Annotated in this window: 6 protein-coding genes; 1 reads left to right on the forward strand and 5 read right to left on the reverse strand. The window is 71.4% G+C overall.

From position 1 onward, the window contains the following. Positions 1 to 203: 203 nt before the first annotated feature. Complete coding sequence (hisN, locus tag AC1DV7_RS15210; protein ID WP_477597978.1) at positions 204 to 1004, forward strand: histidinol-phosphatase; 801 nt, start codon at positions 204 to 206, stop codon at positions 1002 to 1004. A gap of 7 nt (positions 1005 to 1011) precedes the next feature. Here the strand turns inward: hisN and AC1DV7_RS15215 are convergent, their stop codons facing one another. The 5 genes from AC1DV7_RS15215 to AC1DV7_RS15235 all read right to left on the reverse strand — a co-directional run bounded on the left by AC1DV7_RS15215 (position 1012) and on the right by AC1DV7_RS15235 (position 6359). Beyond that, positions 1012 to 2397, reverse strand: coding sequence for a M16 family metallopeptidase (locus AC1DV7_RS15215; RefSeq protein ID WP_477597979.1), 1386 nt, complete (start codon positions 2395 to 2397; stop codon positions 1012 to 1014). Further along, positions 2394 to 3677, reverse strand: coding sequence for a M16 family metallopeptidase (locus AC1DV7_RS15220; RefSeq protein ID WP_477597980.1), 1284 nt, complete (start codon positions 3675 to 3677; stop codon positions 2394 to 2396). The genes AC1DV7_RS15215 and AC1DV7_RS15220 overlap by 4 nt, the downstream gene beginning before the upstream one ends. Positions 3678 to 3698: 21 nt before the next feature. Then, entirely contained in the window at positions 3699 to 5117 is a 1419-nt protein-coding gene (locus tag AC1DV7_RS15225) for an NAD(P)/FAD-dependent oxidoreductase (protein ID WP_477597981.1), read from the reverse strand. A 160-nt stretch (positions 5118 to 5277) separates the two neighbouring features. Further along, positions 5278 to 5847 carry a methylated-DNA--[protein]-cysteine S-methyltransferase gene (locus AC1DV7_RS15230; protein WP_477597982.1) on the reverse strand — a complete coding sequence of 190 codons (570 nt, stop codon included), beginning with the start codon at positions 5845 to 5847 and terminating at the stop codon, positions 5278 to 5280. Between the two features lie 89 nt (positions 5848 to 5936). Then, complete coding sequence (locus tag AC1DV7_RS15235; protein ID WP_477597983.1) at positions 5937 to 6359, reverse strand: HIT family protein; 423 nt, start codon at positions 6357 to 6359, stop codon at positions 5937 to 5939. Positions 6360 to 6756: the final 397 nt, after the last annotated feature.

Genomic DNA, 6756 nt, shown 5'->3' on the forward strand with positions numbered 1-6756 from the left:
ATGAAAGAGCACCTACTGCGTAAAGGCGACTACCAGAGCCAACCCGAGACAAAAACGTGATCGTCCCGCCGCCGTCCTGAGAGCAGATCTTCGCCCGGAGTCGCTTTTGGTGCAGTTTKCCTGCATTCACCCGGATCCACCCGGCGCAGCGACCGGTCGTGGCGGTGCGCCGCGCCGGGCTCGCGACGGGCTAGCGTGGGCAGGTGCCCTCCTATGACGACGACCTGCGCCTTGCCCATGTCCTGGCGGACGCGGTCGAGCGGATCACGATGGCCCGGTTCCGCGCCGAGGACCTCACCGTGGAGTCCAAGCCCGACCTGACCCTCGTGAGCGATGCGGACAAGTCGGCCGAGGAGCTCGTGCGCGCCCAGCTCAAGCGCACGAGGCCTCGGGACGCCGTCGAGGGCGAGGAGTTCGAGACCACCGGCCACGGCCCACGTCGCTGGGTCATCGACCCGATCGACGGCACCCACAACTTCGTGCGTGGCGTCCCCGCCTGGGCGACGTTGATCTCGTTGGTGGACAACGAGACTCCGGTTATCGGACTCGTCGCCGCCCCGGCCCTCGGCCGGCGCTGGTGGGCGGCCAACGGCTCCGGGGCGTGGTCCGGTCGCTCGCTCGCCGCCGCCAAGCGCATCCACGTCTCCAAGGTCAGCCGTCTCGAGGACGCGTCGCTGTCCTACTCGGACCTCAAGGGCTGGCGCGACCTCGACCGCCACGACGAGTTCCTCGACCTCGCCGAGAGCTGCTGGCGCACGAGGGCGTTCGGCGACTTCTGGTCGTACATGCTCGTCGCCGAGGGCGCGGTCGACATCGCAGCCGAGCCGGAGCTGGCGATCCACGACATGGCAGCCCTCGTCCCCATCGTCACCGAGGCCGGCGGGCGGTTCACCTCCCTCGCCGGCACGGACGGCCCGTGGGGCGGCAACGCGGTCGCGACGAACGGTCTGCTCCACGACGCGGTCCTGGAGCGGATCGGCACGGACGCGCGCGCGACGCGCTGAGCCGCTCTCAGGCGGGGACGACCGCCACGGGCCCGGCACCCAGCTCACGGATGCCCTCGGCATACGCGCTGGCATCGCCGACCACCACGATGGTCCACTCCCCCGTGACCCAGCGCGCGTAGGCAGCGGTCAACGCCTCCGCGTCGAGGTCCTGCATCTCGCGCAGCGTCCGGGTGGTGAAGTCCGTCGTGAGTCCCTCGAAGGCCATGTTCGCGGCCTCGTCCGCCACGGCGTCGGCAGTGGCGAAGCGACCCGGGGCCGTCTTGGCCATGTAGTCGACGCCGGCGCGGATCTCGTCCGGGGAGAACCCCTTTCGCGCGTCGCCGAGGATCTCGAGCAGCAACGAGACTGACTCGACCGTGGCATCGGCGCGCACCGACCCGGAGGTGAGGAAGAGCCCGCCGACCCTGCGCGGGCGAAAGCCCGACCGGATGCCGTAGGTATAGCCCTTCTCCTCGCGCAGGACCGCGTCGACGCGCGCGTTGGGCGAGCCCCCGACGACGAAGGACAGGACGGGGTATGCCGCCCAGCCGCCCTCGGCTCGCCGGTCCGGACCCGTCCAGCCCACCATCAGCTCGCTCTGGACCGAGCCGGGGCGGTCCACGAGGACGACCCGCGCGGCGTCGGCGGCCCTGCGGGCCGCGACGGGCGGCGTCGGGTCGGCCTGCCGCGGGTTGACCCACTCCCCCACTGTCCGGCTCACCAGGTCGAGCACGTCGACGCCGTGCAGGTCGCCCGCGACCACGACTGAGGCGCCTCGGGGGCCGACGAACCGGGCGTGGAAGTCCACGATGTCCTGACGGGTCATCGCACGCACGGACTCGGTGGTGCCTGCCGAGGGTCGCGCAGCCCGGTCGCCGGAGTCGAAGTGGGTCGCGATGAACTCCCGCGCGGCCCTCGGGCCCGCCATGGCACGTTCCTGCTCGATCTCGGCCAGGCGGGTCTTGACCATGCGGTCGACCTCGGACTGCGGGAACACCGGCTCGGCCAGGACCTGCCGCAACAGGTCGAGGGCCTCGGGGAGCCGCCCCTGGGCGACATCGATGGCGACGCCGAGGCCGTTGTCGCTGACGGTCGCGCCCAGGCCGATTCCCTTGCGCTCCAACAGCTCTGCGAACTCCTCGGGGGTGTGCTCGGCCGTGCCCTCGTCGAGGAGCCGCGACATCATCGTGGCCACGCCCTCGACGGCGGGTGGCTCGACGGCGAGGCCGAAGGGAATCACCGTGCGCACCGAGACGACGTACTGGCCGGGGATGTCGTAGACCACGAGCTCGACACCGTTGGCCAACGTGTGGCGGGTCGGCTCGGGGAAGGCCCACGGCTCGGGCGGGAGCACCTCGGGACGCGCGGGGCCCTCTCCCGACACCGGGGTCACGCCGGCACCGGCACTCATGCGGCGTCCTCCTCGGCCTCGACCAGGTGGGCGACGACGGCCCGGCTCTCGGGTCGCAGCCACCGCTCGGCGGCAGCGCGCACCTGCTCGGCCGTGACCGCCCGCAGCCGGTCGAGGAAGGTGTTGACGAACTGGGCGTCCCCGTGGAGGAGGGCGTGCTGGCTGATGAGGTCGGCACGCTCCTCCTGGCTGGCCAGGGCCGAGAGCCAGGAGCGCTCGGACTGGGCCATCGCCGACTCCATCTCGACCTCGGTCGGGCCGTGTTCGACGAACCGCTGGAGCTCCTCGACGACGGCCTGCTCGAGGGCGCTGGGGTCGTGCCCTTCGGCGACGTCGACCACGAAGAAGCCGAGCGAGACACCGTCGACGAAGCCCATCGAGTGGCCCTGCACGGCGTTGGCCGACTGCTCGCGGCGGACCAGCCGCTGGGTGAGCCGGGACGTCGCCAGCCCGGCGACGGCGTCGATCGCCAGGGAGGCCGCGAAGTACTCGTCGGTGTTGTCGACGGGCAGCCGGAACGCGATGTGCAGCCGGTCGTTGGGCACGGCGCCGACACGCTCGACCCGCACCGGTGACGCCAGCGGCGCCAGCGGCATGGCCGACTCGCGGGGCGGGTCGGCACTGGCCGGCAGCGGGCCGAAGTACCGCTCTGCGGCAGCGAACCCGTCCTCGGGCGACAGGTCACCGACCAGCGTGAGCACGCTGTTGTTGGGCCCGTAGAAGCGCCGGAAGAACGCATGGACGTCCTCGAGGCTGGCCGCGTCGAGGTCCTCCATCGACCCGATCGTCGGGTGGTGGTAGGGGTGCCCCTCGGGGAACACCGCCGCATAGACCTCGATCAGGGCGTTGCCGTACGGCACGTTGTCGTAGCGCTGGCGCTTCTCCTCCTTGACGACGTCCCGCTGGTTGTCGAGGTTGTCCTGGGTCACGGCGTCGAGGAGGTAGCCGTGACGGTCGGCCTCCATCCAGAGCGCCAGCTCGTAGGCGCCCTTGGGAACCGTCTCGAAGTAGTTGGTGCGGTCGAACCACGTCGTCGCGTTGAGCCGGCCGCCCTCGGCCATCAGCCGCGTGAAGTGCTCACCGCTGGCAATGTGCCGCGACCCCTGGAACATCAGGTGCTCGAACAGGTGCGCCAGACCCGTGCGCCCGGGCGCCTCGTGCCGGGAGCCGACGTTGACCCACAGGTTGACGGTCACGACGGGCACGCTGGCGTCGGGCGAGACGACGACGCGCAGCCCGTTGGCCAGCGTCCGCTCGTGGATGGGGTAGTCCAGGGGCATGGCGACACCCTATGGGTTCGGCTACAGGGTTCGGCCGGCTTCCTCGCGAGCCTGGACGACCGACTGCGTGGGCGGTCGCCTGTCGCCGGCCACTCGCGGCAGCGAGGGGTTGTAGCCCTCGCCGAGCTGCTCGATCGCGGTGCGGGCAAACACCTGCTGCTCGGTGACCGTGCGCTCGGACCTGCCGCGGCCGAGGAAGCTGACGGTCCAGTGCAGGAGGGTCGTGAGCCGGTGCTTGAACCCGATGATGTAGACCAGGTGCACCGCCAGCCAGAGCAGCCAGGCGACGAAGCCGGTGAACCTCAGGTTGCCGATCGAGGCGACCGCGCTGAACCTCGAGATCGTGGCCATCGAGCCCTTGTCGTGGTACTCGAAGGGACCCTTGGCGGGCTTGCCGGCGAGTCGGCGCCGGATCTGGTCGGCCGCGTACCGGGCACCCTGGATCGCCACCTGCGCCACTCCCGGGTAGCCCTTGAGTGATGCCATGTCGCCCACGACGAAGACCTCGGGGTGCCCCGGCAGCGTCAGGTCGTCGTTGACCTMGACCCGGCCAGCCCGGTCGATCGGCGCCCCCGACTGCTCCGCCAGCTGGGCCCCGAGCTCGGACGCCTGCACGCCGGCAGCCCACACCTTGCACACCGACTCGATGCGTCGCACCGACCCGTCGGACTCGCGGACGTCGATGCCCGTGGCGTCGACGCCCACGACCATCGCGCCGAGCTGCACCTCGACGCCGAGGTCCTTGAGCTTGTCCGTGGCCTTGGCTCCCAGCCGGTCGCCGAACGCCCCGAGCACGGTCGGCGCGGCGTCGAGCAGGATGATCCGCGCCTTGCGGGTGTCGATGTTGCGGAAGTCGCGAGGCAGCGTCCGTCGCGACAGCTCGGCGATCTGCCCGGCCATCTCCACGCCGGTGGGGCCCGCTCCGACCACGACGAAGGTCATGAGCCGGTCGATCTCCTTGGGCGTGCTGGCGAGCTCGGCCCACTCGAACGCGCCGAAGATGCGGCCTCGCAGTTCGAGGGCGTCGTCGATCGACTTCATGCCCGGTGCGTACTGGGCGAACTGGTCGTTGCCGAAGTAGGACTGACCGGCACCCGCGGCGACCAGCAACGTGTCGTAGGGCGTCACCGTCTCGCGGTCGAGCACCCGTGAGGTGACGGTCCTCGCCTCGAGGTCGATGGAGGTGACCGTGCCGAGCAGCACCTGCGCATTCCTCTGGCGGGCGAGCACCTCGCGCGTGGCCGGGGCGATCTCGCCCTCGGAGAGGATCCCGGTCGCCACCTGGTAGAGCAGCGGCTGGAAGAGGTGGTGCGTGGTCTTGGCGATCAGCGTCACGTCGACGTCGGCGCGCTTGAGCGCCTGCGTCCCGAACAGTCCTCCGAACCCCGAGCCGATCACGACGACGCGGTGACGGGCACCTGCGGCCTGGTGCGACGACATCCGAACCCACTCCTGTCAAAGGCAGAGGACGGCCAGCCCCCGCAAACGTGGGTCTGCCGTCCTCGGTGACGTCCTGCTCTCGTGCAACCAGCCTAGCGCCGGGTGTATGCCGTGCACGCGCCGTCCACGCGTCGGATGCGACGCGGATCACCTCGGTTGCTCAGAACAGCCGGTGTGCCTCGTCCGCCGGCGGCTCCTCGAGGGCCAGCAGGAACCGCTTGCGGTCGAGGCCGCCGGCATAGCCCACGAGACTGCCGTCGGAACCGATCACCCGGTGGCACGGCACGACGATGCTGATGGGGTTGCGGCCGTTGGCGGCTCCGACCGCCTGGCTGAGGTTGACGTCGCCGAGGGCCCGAGCCAGGTCGCCGTAGCTGCGGGTCTGGCCGTACGGGATCTCGCGCAGCAGGGCCCAGACGCGCCGCTGGAATGCGTCGCCCACCTGAGCAAGCGGGAGCGTGAACTCGGTGCGCTCGCCGGCGAAGTACTCGTCGAGCTGCCGTACTGCCTCGGCCAGCCCCGCGTCGTCGCGGTCGCCGAGGTCCTGGTCGGGGAGCCGTTGGCCGGCCCGCCGCGCCCGCAGCTGCATGGAGGGCAGCTGCGGGGAGGGCAGCTGCGGGGAGGAGAGCTGCGGGGATGGCAGCTGCATGGAGATGGCAGCGATGGCGCCGTCCTCGGCCACGATGGTGAGCTCGCCGATGGGGGTCGCCATGACAGTGTGCGTCCTCACGACGCCATTGTCCGATGCGCCACCGACACGCGGCCTCCGGAGGTCACCGACTCGCGGCTTGGGGAGGAATTTCGGCGCGTCACCGGCTCTCAGTCCCGCGGTGGGACGAGCGCCGCACTGACGCGGTCGGCATACTCGCGCGCCTCCTGCTCGGAGGCGTACTTGGTGCGCGGCCAGAAGAACCCGCGCAACCCGTCCCCCTTGGTGCGGGGCACGACGTGCACGTGCAGGTGCGGGACCGACTGCGAGACCACGTTGTTGACGGCCACGAAGGACCCCTGCGCACCCAACCCGGCCACGACCGCGCTCGAGACGCGCTGGGCGGCACCCATGAGGGTGGGGAGCAGCTCCGGCGGCAGGTCGGCGAGCGTGTCGACGTGGATCTTGGGCACGAGCAACACGTGGCCCTTGAAGACTGGCCGGGTGTCGAGGAAGCCGAGGGTGAACGGCTCGTCGAGCACGACGGTGGCGGGCACGGCGCCGTCGACGATGCGGCAGAAGAGGCAGTCCACGGCCGGACTCTAGCTCCGAGCCGCACCGCGAGGCACCACGGGCGCTCCGAGCCCCGAAGCAGCCTGCACGCCGACCCCCGCGAGCCAGCACGCGCACCCCAAACCCCCGCACCAGCCTGCGCGCCAACCCCCCGCGAGGCACCACGCGCGCCAACCGCGCGTGCCAACCGCGCCACCGCGCGCGCCAAGCCCGCGAGGCAGCACGCGCGCCCCAACCCACGCCCCATGCTGCGCGCTAAGCCTGCGAGGCACCACGCGCGCCCCAACCCCGCCCCAGGCTGCGCGCCAACCCCCGATCGCGCCAACCCCCGAGCGCGCCAACCCTGCGCGCGCCAACCCTGCGCGCGCCAACCCCGCGCGCTGGCTCGTTGGGGCGACACCGCATGGGCAGCTGTGT

The organism is Pedococcus sp. P2_E4, from assembly GCF_056403935.1.

Coding starts and splice junctions, on each gene's coding strand:
- AC1DV7_RS15215 (WP_477597979.1), bottom strand. CDS start 2,397: ATGAGTGCCGGTGCCGGCGTGACCCCGGTGTCGGGAGAGGGCCCCGCG.
- AC1DV7_RS15220 (WP_477597980.1), bottom strand. CDS start 3,677: ATGCCCCTGGACTACCCCATCCACGAGCGGACGCTGGCCAACGGGCTG.